This is a genomic window from Sphingobium sp. LSP13-1-1.1 (assembly GCF_040676415.1).
In the GTDB taxonomy this organism is placed as follows: Bacteria; Pseudomonadota; Alphaproteobacteria; order Sphingomonadales; family Sphingomonadaceae; genus Sphingobium.
Map to the genome: position 1 here is coordinate 374,345 of NZ_JBEGHU010000034.1, position 14,309 is coordinate 388,653.

Consider the following 14,309-nt stretch of genomic DNA (forward strand, 5'->3'; position numbering starts at 1 on the left):
CCCTCAGCTGGCGGCAACATCCTGAAACTGCAGATTGGCCAGCCGCGCATAGAGCCCCTTCTGCTGCATCAGCGTGGCATGGTCGCCCTGTTCGACCAGCCGCCCCTCATCCAGCACCAGGATGCGGTCGGCTGCCCTCACGGTGGCCAGCCGATGGGCGATGACGATGGTGGTGCGGCCCTGCATCAACCGTCCCAGCGCGTCCTGCACCAGCCGCTCCGATTCGGCGTCGAGGGCGGATGTCGCTTCGTCCAGCAGCAGGATCGGCGCATCGCGCAGCAGGGCGCGGGCGATTGACAGGCGCTGGCGCTGGCCGCCGGAAAGGCGCGCGCCTCCTTCACCCAGAAAGCTGTCCAGACCCTGCGGCAGGGCGCGCAGGAAACCCTCCGCATTGGCGGCACGGGCCGCTGCCCAGATATCCTCGTCGCTGGCATCCCATCGTCCGTAGCGCAGATTGTCGCGTGCGGAGGCGGCGAAGAGGATGCTTTCCTGCGGCACCATGGCCATCATGCCGCGCACTTCCGCCGGATCGGCCTGGGGCAGCGGCACGCCGTTCAGCCGGATCACGCCCGAATCGGGATCGTAGAAGCGCAGTGCCAACTGGATCAGGGTCGATTTCCCCGCGCCGGAGGGGCCGACGATCGCAACGGTCTCGCCTGGCGCGATGTCGACCGAAATGCCGTGCAGGGCCGCCTGGTCGGGGCGGGTGGGATAGCGGAAATGCACGTCCTCGAACTGAAGATGCGCGCCATGTTCGGTCCGCGGCACCGGCACGGGCCGCGTCGGAGCGGTGATCTGTGGGGTCGCGCCCATCAACTCATGCAGCCGCCCGGCGGCACCCGCGCCGCGCAGCAGGTCGCCCCAGGTTTCCGACAGCGCACCGAAAGCGCCCGCGACCAGGCCGCCTGTCAGGACGAAGGCGGCGATGCTGCCCCCGGACAGCTTCCCGTCGGCAACGTCCAGCGCACCCTGCCACATGACCGCCGTGATCGACCCGAAGACCAGCGCGATGACGATCGCCGTCATCGCCGCGCGCAGCGCGATCCGGCGGCGCGCGGTGGCAAAGCCGGCCTCGACCGTGCTGTCGAACCGCGCCGCTTCCCGCCCCTCCTGGCCGAAGGCCTGCACGATCTTCATCGCGCCCAGCGTTTCCGACGTGACGCTGCCGACTTCGGCCAACCGGTCCTGGCTTGCCCGCGACAGGGCCCGCACGCGGCGGCCAAGGCCGATGATCGCGACCAATATGACGGGAATGCCAAGCAGCAGCAGCCCGGCAAGCTTGGGCGCCAGCGCGAAGAGATAGATGAGGCCGCCGATGCCCGTCACCACGTTGCGCAGCGCGATCGACACGGTCGATCCCACCACCTGGTCGATGATCGCGGTGTCGGCGGTCATGCGCGATGCGATTTCGGACGGCCGGTTTTCCTCGAAGAAACGAGGTTCCTGACGCAGCAGATTGGCCTGGGTGGCGGACCGGATGTCGGCGACGACGCGCTCCCCCAGCCAGGACACGAAGTAGAAGCGGGCGGCCGTGGCCAGCGCCAGGATCGCGACGATCAGGAACAGATATTCGAACCAGCGGCTGATGTCGCCCCCGCCCATGAAGCCGCGGTCGATCACCAGCCGGAACCCGCTCGGGATCGCCAGCGTGGCGGCGGACGAGACGAGAAGGGCGAAGAGCGCCCCCGCGATGCGGCCGGGATAGCGTCTGGCGAAGCGCCAGATCATCGACAGGCTGCCCAGTGGGGGGCGCGTCCCGGCGCGCGGCGATGGCTGTTCCACATCCTGCATGACGCCGGGCTCTAAAGGGATTTCGCGGGAAAGGGAACATTCCCGGATTCGAAATCCGACCCTTTCTGGCGGTGCGCCCCGGAGCATTTTCAAGTTGACCGGTTACGGTCGACGGCTCGGGAAATGCGGCATCGAAAGACCGCTAGCTTGCGGGCGCGATCTCCGCCGCCAGCGTCATGATGCGCTGCGGCCCGGCGCGGCCGGTCAGGGCATAGGCCATGTCGCCCGCCTCCCAATAGGCGATGACGTCATCTGCGCGCCGGGCGAGCAGCGGGCGCGCCTCTGCCGGGGTTTCGGCCCGGTCCGCGAAGAAGGAGAGCTGCTCCCCCTGCGGCGTGGTGATCGAAACGGCGATGGCCGGGCTGTCGGGCGTGGGATAAAGCTGCACGTCTTGGACATGCCAACTGGCGGGCAGCGGCGGCAGGACGATACCGGTCGAACGCTGGATTTCGGCGGGATTGAGCGTGGCGCTTTCCACCTGGGATGCCATGCTCTGGCGCAGCAGCCCCGTGCGGTGGGATGCGGCGGCCTCGTCCAGGAAGGCGGAGGCCTGCGCGGGTTGCGGGAATTCGCCCAGTTCGCCGCGCGCAATCCAGCCCGTGGCGATCAGGGCGACGATGCCCGCTGCCCGGCCCAGATGGCGCCAAAGGCGGTGATGGTCATTGTCGTTGGCGACCGGGAGGGATGGGTCGCGGCGCCGGCCCACCAGCGTCCCCTTGGTTCCGTCATGCCTCAGCCGGAATTCGATATGCGGCCAACGCTTGCGCCAGCGCCGGGCGACGAGTCGTTCGCCGGGACGCGCCGCGTCGTCCAGCAACACCACGGCGCCCGGAGAAAGCCGGGAGAACAGGCTGTCCGCCGCGCCGCGCACCATCGGATGCACTGCCCAGGGCGGCCCGTCGATGATCAGCAGGTCGATCCTCTCGGGCAGGCTGTCGATGTCGTACCAGCGGCCCGGCCAGTCTTCCCTCTCCACGGCCAGCGGCGCATGGCGCAGATCGGCGGTCAGTCCGTGATCGGCCAGCCAGTTGCGGGTCGCCTGCACGAAGCCGTCATGCTGGTCAAAGCTGGTCAGCCGACCCCCGCCGTGCAGCGCCAGGGCGCGCGCCGCGATGAGCGTCGATGCGCCCGCCCCCAGTTCCACGACATGGGCGGGCCGCAGCTCCGCGATTTCCCGGACGATATGGCGCAGGAAGCCGACATCGGCCTTCCAGCTACCCAGATGCGGCAGCGCGTCATGGGGCAGGCCAAGTTCGTCGAGCAGCGCGCGCTTGTCCGCCTTGCGCCCGCCCGACAGGCTGGCCAGCAGCCAGGGCCAGCTGATCGCGCCGAAACCGATGCGCCAGGCCCAGTCGCCCAGCGCATCCGACGGCCGCCGTCGGGACGCCGATGCGTCGGCATCGCCGAGGGACAGGATTCCGGTCAATTCTCTGGAGGTCACGGGTGCGCCTGTCCTTTATCTGCGGGTGGAGACTGGTTATGCGGCGGGATAGACCGTTCGCATAGACCCGTATATTTGCCAGCATAGGGAACGCCGATGACCCGCATCATATCCGCGACTGTTGAACGCTGGCCGGTCGCGGGGGCCTTCATCATCAGCCGTGGGGCGAAGACATCGGTGGATGTGGTCGTCTGCACGGTGGGCGATGGCACGCATGTCGGAAGAGGCGAGGGCACGGCGATCTATTATGAGGGGGAGACGGCGGAAGGCTGCGCCGCGGCGATCCAGGCCTATGCAGGGCCTCTGGAGCGGGAGGCGTTGCTGGAGACGATGCCGCGCGGGGCCGCCCGCAATGCGCTGGACTGCGCGCTGTGGGATCTGGAGGCGAAGCGCGCCGATGTACCGGTGTGGCAACTCGCCGGCGTGGAGAAGCCCGGCCCGCTGCCCACCGCCTTCACCATCAGCCTGGGCGATCCGGAAAAGATGGAGTCGGACGCGCGCGAAGCGGCGGCGCGCGGTTTCGGCCTGCTCAAATGCAAGCTGACCGGGGATGGCGACCGGGCGCGCATAGCCGCCGTGCGTGCAGGGGCGCCAGCGGTGCGGCTGATCGTCGATGCCAATGAGAGCTGGCATGATCTCGATATCGCGGACGAGGCGCGGGCCCTGGCGGAACTGGGGGTGGAGATGGTCGAGCAGCCGATCTTCCATGGTCGGGAGGAACGGTTGGCAGGGGTCCGTTCGCCGCTGCCGCTCTGCGCGGATGAGAGTTGCCACACACGGGCCGACCTCGACCGGCTGGGCGATTTCGACGCGGTGAATATCAAGCTCGACAAGGCGGGCGGGCTGACCGAGGCCCTGGCCCTGTCGCGGGAGGCGCGGGCGCGGGGATTCCGGGTGATGGTCGGCTGCATGCTGGGCACGTCGCTGGGCATCGCTCCCGCCGCGCTGGTCGCGCAGGGGGCGGACTGGATCGACCTGGATGGCGCGCTGCTGCTGGCGAAGGACCGGGAAGGGGGACTGGAACTGCGCGAGGGGCAGCTATGGCCGGGCAGCCTGTGGGGCGAGATCTAGAGCGATTTCCAAGCGATCGTCGGACATTCGCGGCAGCCCGACGCCGATATCAATAGCCCAGCGTCAGCCCCAGCGCATAATATTTCGGTCCTACATTGGCCTTGGCGCGCAGCTTGGGGATCAGCGGCATGGCAAGCGTCGCATAGGGCCGCACATTGTCGCTGCTGAAGCGTACGCCAGCGCCGATGGTGGCGGAGGCGGGAAGGGTGTAGCTTGCCTCCACGCGGCCGTAGAGCTTCGTGTCGCCGTCGCGCAGATAGACGCCGCCGCCCGGCGCCAGGCTGAAGCCGCCAATATCCATGGCATAGCCGGCGCCGATTTCCGTTCCCCAATGCCCGTCGGCGCGCCCATAGTTGAGTTCGGCGCCGATCCCCTCGGCATGGGCGGCGGGGGCGAAGGCGAGCGCGGCGGCGGTCAGCAGGCAGATCTTTTTCATGACTGTTCCGAATTATCCGTTCAGGGCGCTCCCCGACTGACTCCCGACGACGCGCCGGGCAAGGGGGAGCAGGCAAAGCGAGTCGGATATGCGGTCGGGCGAGTCAGCCCTGGGCGCCACGCTGCGGCTGGTCGACGCGGACCACCGGCTGCACCTCCGGATAGGGCATGATCGCGCGGCCGTCCGGCGCCGCCGTGAAGCTGGTCTGCGTCGGATAGGCAAACTCGATCCCCTCCGCGTTGAAACGCTTCCATATCGCCAGGCCCACGCTGTGCCGTGACCCGAAATAATCATGGGTGTCCGGGTCGGGCACGTCGAAATTGAGCTGATAGTCGAGCGAACTGGCGCCGAAGCTGACCAGGCCTGCATTGACGAAAACATGCCCTTCCGCTTCGACGATCTCCTTCAACATGGCGGGTATGGCCTCGGCCTTGTCCTCCGGCGTCTGGTAGATGATGCCGATGGCGAAACTCACCCGCCGCTGCGCCAGCGTCTGGAGGCTGGTGATCTCCTTCTGGAGCAGGTTGGCGTTGGATATCACCTTCTTCTCGCCGCTCATCGCGCGCAGATGGGTGCTTTTAAGGCCAATGCGCTCCACGCGGGCGGTGGTCTGGTCATAGGTGATGACCTCGCCCAGCCGGAACGGCTTGTCGAAGATGATCGACAGCGCGGCGAACAGGTCGGAAAATATGCCCTGCGCCGCAAGGCCGATGGCGATGCCGCCGATGCCAAGGCCCGCGACCAGGCCGGTGACATTGACCCCCAGATTGTCCAGCACGACGATCAGCGCGATGGCGAACAGGGCAAAGGTCACCAGCACGCGGATCAGGCCCATGGCATTGGCCAGGCTCTGGCCCTCGTCCGCCGAGGTGCGCCGTTCCACCAGGCCCAATATGATCTCGCGCGCCCAGATCGCGCATTGGAAGACGGCGGCGATGGTGAAGAGGAAGGCGATGGTCTTGAGCACCATCTCCGGCGGCCTGGCATAGCTCACCACCAGCCGCGCGGCGACCATCACCATGAAGAAATGGGTCGTGCGGGCAAAGGCGCGGCCCACCACATTGGCAAGGCCCAGCGTGTCGCCCGGATGCCCCTTCAACCGCCCGCCGACGCCGCGCAGCACCGTCAGCAGGCTGTAGACGATCACCCCCGCGCCGATGGCGATCAGGATCTGCGGATAGTGGAGCGAAAACCAGTGAACCGTCGAGTGCCACATCTCGCCGAGGTTGGGCGGGCGGACATCGATCTGCGGCAGCGTGGCGGTGTCTTTTTCGGCAGCCATGAAAATCCTTGCGTTCGGGCCCGCGGATCAGGCCGCTATCGGAAGGGCGGCCGTTCCGCCAGCCTCTTCCAGAAAGACGATCAGTCCGCGTTCGTAGCGGGACAGATAGCGGGTTGCGCGCGGCAGGCGAAGCCCCTGTCGCCAGACATCCTGTCCATCGCGGCAAAGTGCGATCAGCGCAGGGTGGATATAGCTTTTGCGGCTGATCGCCGGGGTATTGCCCAGGGCTGCGGCGACCGGCTCTATCATCTGCCCGAGCGACACGTCGCCCGCCGCCAGCGTCTCGAACGCAATGACGGAGGCGCCCCAGGTGCGGAAATGCTTGGCGGTGAAATCGCTGCCCATCGCCTCCGATATATAGGCGTTGACGTCGCTGGAGGTGATCGGCCGGGCGATCCCTTCCTCATCCAGATATTGGAAGAGATGCTGTCCCGGAAGGTCCTGCATCGCGCGAACGAAGCGGACGAGCCGGCGATCGGTGATCGTCAGCTCATGCTCCCGCCCCGATTTGGCGCGATATCGCAGGCGCAGCGCCTGGCCGCGCAGGTCGACATGGCGGCGGCGCAGCGTGGTCGCGCCGAAGCTCTTGTTCGCGGCGGCATATTGTTCATTGCCGACGCGCACCTTGGCCAGGTCGAGCAGGCGGACGACGGCGGCCAGCGTCTTTTCCTTGCGCAGCCCGCGCCTGGACAGGTCGGCCTCGATCCGCGCGCGCAGCTTGGGCAGGGCGCGGCCGAACGCCGGGCAGCCGGCATATTTCTCCGCCTCCCGCGCGGCGCGGAAATCGACATGGTATCGATATTGCTTCCGGCCCCGGTCGTCATAGCCGGTCGCCTGGATATGGCCGTGCGGGTGGGGGCAGAACCAGCAGTCGCGATAGGCGGGCGGCATGGCGATGGCGTTCAGCCGATCGATCTCTTCCCGATCGGTGATGCGCTTGCCGCCCGCGTCGAAATAGGCCCATCCCCTTTTCGCGGCCCGGCGCGTGATGCCGGGCAGGCTGTCATTGGCATGGACGACGGAAACAGACGGCATGATTTTCCGAAACCCGCCGTCGATCGCTTCGTTCCGCGAAGCGCCATGCGGGGGCGGAGGACAAAGCGCGGACCACCCCCCCATACCGCCGGCTAAAGCCGCCTGAACCGCATGCCGCCGGACAGTTGCCAGTGCTGGGGATGCCGGCGCATCACCGACAGATGGGCGAGGGTCAGCGTCAGGCAGAGGATCGCGGCAGGGATCGCGACGGCCTGCGCCACTGGCACCAGCAGCGCGGCCGCCGTCGTGAAGATCGTTCCGCCCAGCGCCATCAATGTCGCGCCCGGCTCCCCATCCGGACCGCGCAACCAGAAGACGCAGCCGCCTATGCCCAGCGCAAAGGCCATGGCGAAGCGAGCAGCCTGGGCCGGCTCCGCCAGGCCGCAGCCGATCAGCAGCAGCAGGATCGCTCCGGCCAGGCCACGACGCGGCAGGCGGCCGAGCAGATTGGCGACGACCGGATAGATCAGCAATTCGCCCATGGCGATGGCGACCAGAATGGCCATGGCAAGGCGGCCCTGCTCCAATCCGGCGAAGAGCGCGACAGCCGCGATCCCGGCCCAGGGCATCAGCCGCAGGGGCGCCATGCGGATATGGCTGATCCAGCCCCGCAATCCCGCGCGAGTTTCCCACCGCCGGTCCGCCAGCCGCAGCTGGAAGGCGGCGACGATGAACAGGGCCTCCGCGCTCCAGGGCAGCAGGGACGGCATGATCAGCGGCGCGGCGAGCACCAGTCCCAGCAGCAGCCCATGCGCCACTCCCAATATCTTCAACTCGCCCTTCATGCGGGACTCCCCTGCGCGACTGCCGTTGCGGGAAATAACGGCTGGCGCGCGGCCAACTTGCGTTTCCGGGTCAAATAGGTGTCGAGGCCGATCTGCAGCGACAGCATCATGAAGATGAAGGGCTGGTAGGCGATGCCCACGAACAGCGATCCCACCATGTAGATGACATGCCCCTGCTGCAGCGCGAGCGCGAAGGGCGATACCCATGCCTCATCGCCTTCCCGCGTCCGGTACAGGCGCCGGATCGCCTCGGTGCGGATGAAGCAGGTCAGATGCAGCAGAGCCCACAGGAAGAAGCCGAAATAGCCCTGCTCGCCCAACATCTCGAAATAGGCGCTGTGATAGGCGCGGCCATGATCGGTGATGATGCGGTTTTCCATGCGCGAACCGGCAGCGTCGATCACCCGCTCCTGCATGACATAGGTGAATTTGTTCTGCAGATAATTGTCGAAGCCGCCGCCGCCCGGATGCTCACGCACATAGTCCAGCGTCCATTTCCACACGGCCAGGCGGGTCGAGGCGCTTTCGTCCTGGCTGTGATTCTCGATCGTCGACATGCGCTGCGTGAAGCTGGCGGGCAGGAAGGGGATGGCCGCCAGCGCCGCGACAGCCATCAATGGGCCATAGAGGAAACGTCGCTTCGACCGCATCAGCATCAGCCCCGCCAGGATGGCGATGCAGACAATGCCGGTGCGCGCCTCCGTGCCCAGGGGCATCAGCAGGCATGCGAAGCAGAGCGCATAGGCGAACAGCTTCACCCGCCAGTCGGGTGGGAAGACGGTGCCATGCCGGGACAGCCAGAGGATCAGCGGGATCAGCGAAATGGCCACGGTCGAGATGATGCTGCCTTCGTAGAGGCCGCTATTATTGTCGACCATCAGGTTCAGCACGCCATAGCCGCCTCCCGACAATGCCGTCTTCATGCCGCCATTGATGATGATCGTGCTGGCGCAGAGTACCATGAACAGGGCCAGCGCCTCGATTCGCAGGCGAGTGCGCAGGGTGACGGGCAGGAAGATGGCGAACAGCATCGCCTTCCACACCCAGCCCCATTTGGTCGCGGCGTTGATCGGGAAGTCCGCGGTCGCCGTGGTATAGCCGCACCAGGCGAGCAACAGCAGCAGGATGAACTGCCGCGCGGACAGGCGGCAATCCTTCTTGTCGTCGACCAATATCCACGCTCCCACCGCCAGCACGAAGGCGATGAAGGAAATGGGAATGCTGTTCAGCAGGAAATAGGAAAGCCGCTGGGGCGAGACGATGTCGATATAGGCATAGACCGCGATCAGCAGGAAAGGCCGCCGGAATCCGGCCAGGAAGAAGGCGCCCAGGAAGGCGACGAAGAACAGGTCACGCATCGCCGCCCTCCGCTCGCGGGTCGGACGGGTCGCGATCCAGGTCAGGCCGCGACAGCAGCCGCCAGGCCGCCAGCAGGATGACGCCATGGCTGATGAGAAGGGAAAGGGCGTCGATCATCGCGTGTGTTGCGGGCCATCCATTATCTGCAAACTGCTCCTGCGAAGGCACTCGAGTGAGACGAGCGGCTCGCGAGAGCCCGGTCCAGACGGCAGAACTGGACTCCTGCCTTCGCAGGAGCACCTCGTACTGAAGCCTGAACCATCCCACCCCTAACCCAACAGAGTTGACGGCCCGTTAAACCTTTTCCGGCAAGACTCAGGGCCATGACACGGATTCTGCCAGATCCCCGGATTCTTCATGTGCTGGACCACAGCCTGCCCATGCACAGTGGATATACCTTCCGCACCCGCGCGATCCTGCGGGCGCAACAGGCAAAGGGGTGGGAGGTGCGCGGCATCACCGGCCATCGCCACGCCGCGCCGGGTCCGCTGGAGGAGATGGTTGACGGCCTGCATTTCCATCGCACGCCGGGCGAATCGACCGGCGCCCATGCGCTGCTGCGCGAATGGCGCGATATTTCCGCCCATGCCGACGCCATCGATGCGCTGGTGCGCCAGTGGCGGCCCGACATCATCCACGCCCATTCGCCGGTGCTGAACGCTATCGCCGCGCAGAAGGTGGCGAAGCGGCACAATATCCCCATGATCTACGAAATCCGCGCCTTCTGGGAGGATGCGGCGGTGGGCAACGGCACCGGGACGGAGGGCAGCCCCCGCTACTGGCTGACCCGGCAACTGGAAACCCATGCCGTCCGCACCGCCGATGCGGTCGCGGTGATCTGCGAAGGGCTGCGCGGCGATCTGGTGGCGCGGGGCATCGATGCCGCCAAGATCATCGTCTCGCCCAATGGGGTCGACATGGACCAGTTCGGCACGCCCGTCCCCCGCGATCCCGCGCTGACCGCGAAACTGGGGCTGGATGGCGCCGACGTCGTCGGTTTCATCGGCAGCTTCTACGATTATGAGGGGCTGGACGATCTCATCGCCGCGCTGCCGAAACTGGTGCGCGCCCGTCCGAAGGCGAAGCTGCTGCTGGTCGGCGGCGGGCCGCGTGAACAGGCGCTGCGCGACCAGGCCATGGCCTCTCCCTTTGCCGACCATATCGTCTTCGTCGGACGCGTGCCGCACGATCAGGTCGAGGATTATTATGCGCAGGTCGATATCCTCGCCTATCCGCGCAAATCGATGCGCCTTACCGATCTGGTGACGCCGCTGAAGCCGCTGGAGGCCATGGCGCAGGGCCGGCTGGTCGCCGCGTCCAGCGTCGGCGGCCATCGCGAACTGATCGAACATGGCGTCACCGGCACGCTGTTCGCGCCCGACGATCCGCCAGCCCTTGCCGCCGCGCTGGCCGAGATGTTCGCGGATCGCGGCTTCTGGGACGAACGGCGTGCGGTGGCGCGCGCCTTCGTGGAGCGGGAGCGTAACTGGTCGTCAAACATTCTTCGCTACGAACCTGTCTACCGGCAATTGCTGACGCGCCCGGAGCGGGTGCGGGCGGCGGCGTGAAGAAATGAGCGGGCGCAAGAGCAATTGGGCAAAGGCGCTGCTGGCCGCTCTGGGCGCCGGGCTGCTCCTCTTCTCCTTGCCGGTCGGGCTGGTCGAGACGGTCGTGGCATCGAGCGGCCTCAGCGAAGCCATACCGGCCGCCGCGCCGCCACTGGGGCCGAAGGCCCGGCTGCTGTTCGCGGGATTTGGCGCCGTCATGGTCCTGGGTCTGGCCTGGGCGGGGCAAAGGGAAAGGCGCGTCGCTCTGCTGACGCATGACAAGCAAGGGCGCGAAAGCGCCGCCGCAGGAGTGAGTGAAATGGGTTTTGCATTGTCGAAGCTGAACTGGCTGTCCCGCGGCCGGAGCAAAACGGGTCCGGCGCTGCGCCGGAGCGACTCGCATCCCGACGCGCCGGCACGTGCGCCGATCTTCGCCAGCCGCGACTTTGGCGGCCTCGACATCTTTACCCGCACCGCGCCGCCAGCCGAGGAGGAGGCGCAGGCCGCCCCGTCCGGCGGTCTCGCCATTTCCGGCGCGCCGGAGAAGATGACGGAGGAAACGGCCTTCGCGCGCCTTCAACAGGCATTTTCGCCGGAAAGCAGCGCCGAAACCGGCCGGGAAGCCGTCGATGCCGATCCTGCGGAGATGGCGCAGCCCGCGCGGGCGAGACCCGCTCCCATCGCGCATCTTTCGCTGGCGGAACTGACCCAGCGGCTGGAGCAGGGCCTTGCCCAGCGCAAGCGCATGGGCCGGCCCGTCTCCGTCCTGGCCGACATGCCGGTGGAAACTGCCGTTCCGGTGCGCGACGAGGTCGAACAGGGCGTGGACGAAGCCCTGCGCGCCGCTCTGGGGACTTTGCGCACCATGACTGGCCGCGCCCGGTAAATCGGCAGGCGAGGATGCGCTGAAGGGCAACCCCTCGCTCCAGATCCCTTGTTTTCCTCGATTTGCTGACCAGCGATCGGTTGCGATCGCCTGGCCATCGCCCTGATGACGCTCACCAATCTTCTATGGTGAGCGCCGACAATTCCATCCGCTCGCCATCCGGCGCCGGATGACGGCTGTCGATGCGGATGTCCGCGACGAAGTGGCCGGACAGCATCCACTCCGCCTCCTCGATTCCCTCGGCAAAGGCCGCACTCCGCTCTGCCGCGTCAGGTCCGGCCAGGGTCAGCGCGATGATGTGGCGCCGCCCCTGGAACAGCGCGCTGGCCCATGGACGGCTGGCGGCGCGCTCCACCAGGACTGTTCCTCCCGCCCGCTCGATCAGTTGCGTCATCAGACGGGGCAGGGGATCGCGCGCGCTCATGGCCTGCATGCCGTCCCGCACGCGATCGATGGCGCTTTTCCGGATGTCCATGCTTGTCATTGTCCGGCGCTCCTGCGATAGTTGTTCATGAAATGTTCTACACGTCTCCTCATTCTGTCCCCCGGCTCGCGACCCTTGCGCAGGTCGAAGACCAGCCGCGGATCGCGAACGCTCTCACGGCCGAACCTGGTGGCCGGGACGCCGTTCTCCCGCAGGAACTTCTCGACGGCACGAAGCAGCATTCCCCTGTTACTCCTTTGCTTTAGCGACTCGCCCGATGCGATCCGCAGGTTTATTCCTATCTCTTACCCTATTTCCTACTTGTCTAGGAAAAATCCTAGATATAGAAGGAAAGCATGACAGGGCATCAGGAAGATCCGCGAATCGTGCTGGAACGGCTGATTGCCGAGCGGGGGGAGAGCTATTCCGACATCTCGCGCCTGCTGAACCGCAATCCCGCCTATATTCAGCAGTTCATTAAACGGGGCACGCCGCGAAAGCTGGATGAGGAGGACAGGCGCCTGTTGGCCCGCTATTTCGGCGTGGCGGATGAGATGCTGGGCGGATCGGCCCCGCTTGGAACACCGCCGGCCAAGCTTCGCTCCCTGCCTTCGGTGGTCAGCGTGCCGCGTCTGTCGCTGGGTGCTTCGGCCGGGCCGGGATCGCTGGACGAGGATGAGCGGGCGGCCGGCCTGATGGCCTTCGACGCCAACTGGCTCCGCCATCTGGGTGTCCGGCCGCAAAAAATATCCATCATCCGCGTCGACGGCGAATCCATGGCGCCGACGCTCAGCGACGGCGATGAGATCATGGTCAATCATGACGATGATGCAGGGCGATTGCGCGATGGCGTCTATGTGCTGCGGCTTGACGGGGTGCTGATGGTGAAGCGGGTGGCCCTGGGGCCGCGCCGGGGCTTTTTCTCCGTGCTCAGCGACAACCCCCATTATCCCGACTGGATCGACATCGATCCGGCGCTGGTGATGATCGTCGGTCGGGTGGTATGGACCGGCAGACGATTGGTTTAGGCGACTGGTTAGGAGGCAGGCTTTTGAACGACAATGGCGCGGTCATCCGCAAGGCCATGGAATGGCGCGGCGCCCGGCTGGCGCTGGCGACGGTTGTATCGACCTGGGGCTCCGCACCCCGGCCGCGCGGCAGCCATATGATCGTGCATGAGGATGGCCGGTTCGAAGGCAGCATCTCCGGCGGATGCGTCGAGGCCGACGTGCTCCAGCGCGCCGCGGAGGTGATTGCGGGCCGACCGGCGCATCTGGAGAGCTATGGCGTGGCGGATGGCGACGCCTGGGCGGTTGGGCTGCCCTGTGGCGGGGAAATCAGCGTGCTGGTCCAGCCGCTTGGCCCGGACGGCTTCGACCCCGCATTGCTGGATCGGATCGCGGCGGAGAGCGGGCAGGGCAGGGCGCTCACCTTGTCGACCGATCTGGCGACCGGCCTGACCCGCGAAGGAGTGGTGGAGGGGCAGTTCCACAACCGCTACGATCCCCCGCGCCGCATATTCATCGTGGGCGCGGTTCAGATCGCCCAGTCGCTCAGCGCGCTGGCGCAGGCGATCGGCGTCACGCCGGTGATCATCGATCCGCGGGGCCGCTTCCTGACGTCGGAGCGCTTCCCCGGAGTCGAACTGGACGACCGCTGGCCGGACGAAGCGGTCGCGGCCCGCTTTCCCGGTGAATCCACCGCAATCGTGACGCTCAGCCACGACATAAAGATCGACGACCCGGCTCTGGTCGCCGCCCTGCGGGCGCCCACCGGCTATATCGCTGCCCTCGGATCGCGCAAAAGCCATGCCGCGCGGTTGGAGCGGCTGGCCGCACTGGGTTTCGCTGCAGAAGAGCTGGCGCGGATAGACGGTCCCGCCGGCCTCGACATTGGCGCGATAGGCGCGGCCGAAATCGCCCTTTCCATCGCCGCCGGCATGGTCGCCGGCTTCAACGCCAGGCGCTGATCCGATCCTGCCCAATCGGATCGCCGCTCTGGATCCCTCGTTTTCCACGATTTCTGGGCCAGCGATCCGTCCTAGCAGCACTTCCCCCCGTTTTTGCCGCCATAGCGCGCCTCCTGCCGCTCCCGGAAAAAGGCGGTGCGGTCCATCGGCGCCCGATCGGGATGATGGCTGGCCATATGCCGCAAATAGGCGTCATAATCGGGCACCCCGACCATCATGCGCGCCATCTGACGCAGCCGGTGGAGGAAGAGGCTCATTCCGCCGGCACCAGTTGCGCCGGGAT

General features: G+C 66.6%; 16 protein-coding genes. 5 read left to right on the plus strand and 11 right to left on the minus strand.

The window, feature by feature from the left end:
* Positions 1-3: 3 nt before the first annotated feature.
* Complete coding sequence (locus MRBLSP13_RS17145) at positions 4-1,791, minus strand: ABC transporter transmembrane domain-containing protein (protein WP_363755693.1); 1,788 nt, start codon at positions 1,789-1,791, stop codon at positions 4-6.
* 142 nt (positions 1,792-1,933) lie between these two features.
* Complete coding sequence (locus MRBLSP13_RS17150; RefSeq protein ID WP_363755695.1) at positions 1,934-3,232, minus strand: class I SAM-dependent methyltransferase; 1,299 nt, start codon at positions 3,230-3,232, stop codon at positions 1,934-1,936.
* A gap of 96 nt (positions 3,233-3,328) precedes the next feature.
* Between MRBLSP13_RS17150 and dgcA the strand changes: the two genes are divergently transcribed.
* Positions 3,329-4,303, plus strand: a complete 975-nt coding sequence (gene dgcA, locus MRBLSP13_RS17155; RefSeq protein ID WP_363755697.1) for an N-acetyl-D-Glu racemase DgcA — start codon at positions 3,329-3,331, stop codon at positions 4,301-4,303.
* A 49-nt stretch (positions 4,304-4,352) separates the two neighbouring features.
* On the opposite strand, the gene MRBLSP13_RS17160 is transcribed toward dgcA, so the two are convergent.
* The 6 genes from MRBLSP13_RS17160 to MRBLSP13_RS17185 all read right to left on the minus strand — a co-directional run bounded on the left by MRBLSP13_RS17160 (position 4,353) and on the right by MRBLSP13_RS17185 (position 9,317).
* The gene (locus MRBLSP13_RS17160) at positions 4,353-4,739 is read right to left on the minus strand and encodes a hypothetical protein (RefSeq protein WP_363755699.1); all 387 of its coding nucleotides are present in this window, start codon (positions 4,737-4,739) and stop codon (positions 4,353-4,355) included.
* Positions 4,740-4,842: 103 nt separating this feature from the next.
* Entirely contained in the window at positions 4,843-6,021 is a 1,179-nt protein-coding gene (locus tag MRBLSP13_RS17165; RefSeq protein ID WP_363755701.1) for a mechanosensitive ion channel family protein, read from the minus strand.
* Between the two features lie 27 nt (positions 6,022-6,048).
* Positions 6,049-7,056 carry a DNA topoisomerase IB gene (locus MRBLSP13_RS17170; RefSeq protein ID WP_363755703.1) on the minus strand — a complete coding sequence of 336 codons (1,008 nt, stop codon included), beginning with the start codon at positions 7,054-7,056 and terminating at the stop codon, positions 6,049-6,051.
* Positions 7,057-7,148: 92 nt separating this feature from the next.
* Positions 7,149-7,841 carry a hypothetical protein gene (locus MRBLSP13_RS17175; RefSeq protein WP_363738926.1) on the minus strand — a complete coding sequence of 231 codons (693 nt, stop codon included), beginning with the start codon at positions 7,839-7,841 and terminating at the stop codon, positions 7,149-7,151.
* The gene (locus MRBLSP13_RS17180; RefSeq protein ID WP_363738928.1) at positions 7,838-9,199 is read right to left on the minus strand and encodes a putative O-glycosylation ligase, exosortase A system-associated; all 1,362 of its coding nucleotides are present in this window, start codon (positions 9,197-9,199) and stop codon (positions 7,838-7,840) included. The genes MRBLSP13_RS17175 and MRBLSP13_RS17180 overlap by 4 nt, the downstream gene beginning before the upstream one ends.
* Positions 9,192-9,317 (minus strand): hypothetical protein, encoded by a 126-nt coding sequence (locus tag MRBLSP13_RS17185; RefSeq protein WP_363738930.1) that lies wholly within the window; start codon positions 9,315-9,317, stop codon positions 9,192-9,194. Before MRBLSP13_RS17185 ends, MRBLSP13_RS17180 begins: the two co-directional genes overlap by 8 nt.
* A gap of 206 nt (positions 9,318-9,523) precedes the next feature.
* Here MRBLSP13_RS17185 and MRBLSP13_RS17190 point away from each other — a divergent pair, with 206 nt between their 5' ends.
* A complete protein-coding gene (locus MRBLSP13_RS17190) occupies positions 9,524-10,768 on the plus strand; it encodes a TIGR04063 family PEP-CTERM/XrtA system glycosyltransferase (protein WP_363755705.1) in 1,245 nt (414 codons plus the stop codon).
* A gap of 4 nt (positions 10,769-10,772) precedes the next feature.
* Positions 10,773-11,633, plus strand: a complete 861-nt coding sequence (locus MRBLSP13_RS17195) for a hypothetical protein (RefSeq protein WP_363755707.1) — start codon at positions 10,773-10,775, stop codon at positions 11,631-11,633.
* A 112-nt stretch (positions 11,634-11,745) separates the two neighbouring features.
* On the opposite strand, the gene MRBLSP13_RS17200 is transcribed toward MRBLSP13_RS17195, so the two are convergent.
* Both MRBLSP13_RS17200 and MRBLSP13_RS17205 read right to left on the minus strand, forming a co-directional pair.
* Positions 11,746-12,108 (minus strand): hypothetical protein, encoded by a 363-nt coding sequence (locus MRBLSP13_RS17200; RefSeq protein ID WP_414714725.1) that lies wholly within the window; start codon positions 12,106-12,108, stop codon positions 11,746-11,748.
* A gap of 5 nt (positions 12,109-12,113) precedes the next feature.
* Positions 12,114-12,299, minus strand: a complete 186-nt coding sequence (locus MRBLSP13_RS17205; RefSeq protein ID WP_133653459.1) for a hypothetical protein — start codon at positions 12,297-12,299, stop codon at positions 12,114-12,116.
* 114 nt (positions 12,300-12,413) lie between these two features.
* Here MRBLSP13_RS17205 and MRBLSP13_RS17210 point away from each other — a divergent pair, with 114 nt between their 5' ends.
* Positions 12,414-13,085, plus strand: a complete 672-nt coding sequence (locus MRBLSP13_RS17210) for a S24 family peptidase (RefSeq protein ID WP_363738936.1) — start codon at positions 12,414-12,416, stop codon at positions 13,083-13,085.
* 23 nt (positions 13,086-13,108) lie between these two features.
* The gene (locus tag MRBLSP13_RS17215) at positions 13,109-14,026 is read left to right on the plus strand and encodes an XdhC family protein (RefSeq protein ID WP_363755709.1); all 918 of its coding nucleotides are present in this window, start codon (positions 13,109-13,111) and stop codon (positions 14,024-14,026) included.
* 71 nt (positions 14,027-14,097) lie between these two features.
* Here MRBLSP13_RS17215 and MRBLSP13_RS17220 read toward each other — a convergent pair whose 3' ends face one another.
* The gene (locus tag MRBLSP13_RS17220; protein WP_363755728.1) at positions 14,098-14,283 is read right to left on the minus strand and encodes a YbdD/YjiX family protein; all 186 of its coding nucleotides are present in this window, start codon (positions 14,281-14,283) and stop codon (positions 14,098-14,100) included.
* Positions 14,284-14,309 lie beyond the last annotated feature (26 nt).

Coding starts and splice junctions, on each gene's coding strand:
- MRBLSP13_RS17145 (WP_363755693.1), bottom strand. CDS start 1,791: ATGCAGGATGTGGAACAGCCATCGCCGCGCGCCGGGACGCGCCCCCCA.
- dgcA (WP_363755697.1), top strand. CDS start 3,329: ATGACCCGCATCATATCCGCGACTGTTGAACGCTGGCCGGTCGCGGGG.
- MRBLSP13_RS17160 (WP_363755699.1), bottom strand. CDS start 4,739: ATGAAAAAGATCTGCCTGCTGACCGCCGCCGCGCTCGCCTTCGCCCCC.
- MRBLSP13_RS17165 (WP_363755701.1), bottom strand. CDS start 6,021: ATGGCTGCCGAAAAAGACACCGCCACGCTGCCGCAGATCGATGTCCGC.
- MRBLSP13_RS17170 (WP_363755703.1), bottom strand. CDS start 7,056: ATGCCGTCTGTTTCCGTCGTCCATGCCAATGACAGCCTGCCCGGCATC.
- MRBLSP13_RS17175 (WP_363738926.1), bottom strand. CDS start 7,841: ATGAAGGGCGAGTTGAAGATATTGGGAGTGGCGCATGGGCTGCTGCTG.
- MRBLSP13_RS17180 (WP_363738928.1), bottom strand. CDS start 9,199: ATGCGTGACCTGTTCTTCGTCGCCTTCCTGGGCGCCTTCTTCCTGGCC.
- MRBLSP13_RS17185 (WP_363738930.1), bottom strand. CDS start 9,317: ATGATCGACGCCCTTTCCCTTCTCATCAGCCATGGCGTCATCCTGCTG.
- MRBLSP13_RS17190 (WP_363755705.1), top strand. CDS start 9,524: ATGACACGGATTCTGCCAGATCCCCGGATTCTTCATGTGCTGGACCAC.
- MRBLSP13_RS17195 (WP_363755707.1), top strand. CDS start 10,773: ATGAGCGGGCGCAAGAGCAATTGGGCAAAGGCGCTGCTGGCCGCTCTG.
- MRBLSP13_RS17200 (WP_414714725.1), bottom strand. CDS start 12,108: ATGGACATCCGGAAAAGCGCCATCGATCGCGTGCGGGACGGCATGCAG.
- MRBLSP13_RS17205 (WP_133653459.1), bottom strand. CDS start 12,299: ATGCTGCTTCGTGCCGTCGAGAAGTTCCTGCGGGAGAACGGCGTCCCG.
- MRBLSP13_RS17210 (WP_363738936.1), top strand. CDS start 12,414: ATGACAGGGCATCAGGAAGATCCGCGAATCGTGCTGGAACGGCTGATT.
- MRBLSP13_RS17220 (WP_363755728.1), bottom strand. CDS start 14,283: ATGAGCCTCTTCCTCCACCGGCTGCGTCAGATGGCGCGCATGATGGTC.